The organism is Streptomyces sp. UH6 (assembly GCF_013421635.1).
Classification (GTDB): domain Bacteria; phylum Actinomycetota; class Actinomycetes; order Streptomycetales; family Streptomycetaceae; genus Streptomyces; species Streptomyces abyssomicinicus.
This window is the reverse complement of sequence record NZ_JACADT010001426.1, coordinates 1-1,049: the sequence shown is the minus strand read 5'-3', so window position 1 is coordinate 1,049 and position 1,049 is coordinate 1. Positions and strand designations below refer to the sequence as shown.

Annotated in this window: 1 protein-coding gene; it reads right to left on the bottom strand. The window is 72.7% G+C overall.

The features are described 5' to 3' along the window. On the bottom strand, window positions 1-918 hold a 918-nt coding region (locus HW445_RS32350), incomplete at its 3' end, for an ROK family glucokinase (RefSeq protein WP_180224304.1). Window positions 919-1,049: the final 131 nt, after the last annotated feature.

Genomic DNA, 1,049 nt, shown 5'->3' with positions numbered 1-1,049 from the left:
CGCGCCCACCAGACCCGCCTTGCCGCCCAGCGTCGCCGCGTTCACCTCGGCGACCGGACGCCAGCCGCCGCCCACCAGCCAGCGCCGGTAGGACTTGCGGACCGGCTCCAGCAGCAGTTCGCCCTCGTCGGACAGGCCGCCGCCGATGATGAACGCCTCCGGGTCGAAGAGCGAGGCCAGGTCGGCCAGGCCCGCGCCGACCCAGCGGGCCAGCTCCCGGTAGGAGTCCACGGAGACCCGGTCGCCCTGCCGGGCGGCCGTCGAGATGTGCTTGCCCTCGATGCCCTCGGGCGTGCCGTCGCCCAGGGAGAGCAGCAGCTCGGCGTTGGCCGGGGTGGCGGAGGCGCGCTGCCTGGCGTAACGGACCAGGGCGCGCCCGGAGGCGTACTGCTCCCAGCAGCCCTGCTTGCCGCAGCCGCACAGCAGGCCGTCCGGCACCATCCGCATGTGGCCGAACTCGGCGGCCACACCGAAGTGACCGCGGCGCAGCTTGTCGCCGATGATGATGCCGCCGCCCAGGCCGGTGCCCAGGGTGATGCAGATGACGTTGCGGTTGTCCCGGCCCGCACCGAACCGGTACTCGCCCCAGGCCGCCGCGTTGGCGTCGTTCTCGACGACGACGGGGAGGTCCACGCGGGCCTCCACCTTCGCCTTGAGCGGCTCCTGACGCCAGTCGATGTTGGGCGCGAAGTAGACCGTGGCCCGCTGCCGGTCGACGTAGCCGGCGGCGCCGATGCCCACGCCGACGATCTGATGACCGGCCCTGGCCCCGTCCACCGCGGACGCGATGGCGTCGACGATGGCCTCGGCCGTGTCGGGGGTCGGCACCTTGAAGGTCGAGAGGATGTTGCCATCCTCGTCGACGACTCCCGCCGCGATCTTGGTGCCGCCGATGTCGACGCCGATGGTGAGTCCCATGTGTCCCTCGGTAAATGGTCGTGCCCGCTGGGGCTTACCGTACCGGAGGGCGATCACTCCACGTCGATCCGCTGGCCTCCCGCCGGCCCGTCACCCCGGTCGTCGTCCTCCGGGCGGTCCGCGGAGCGGCC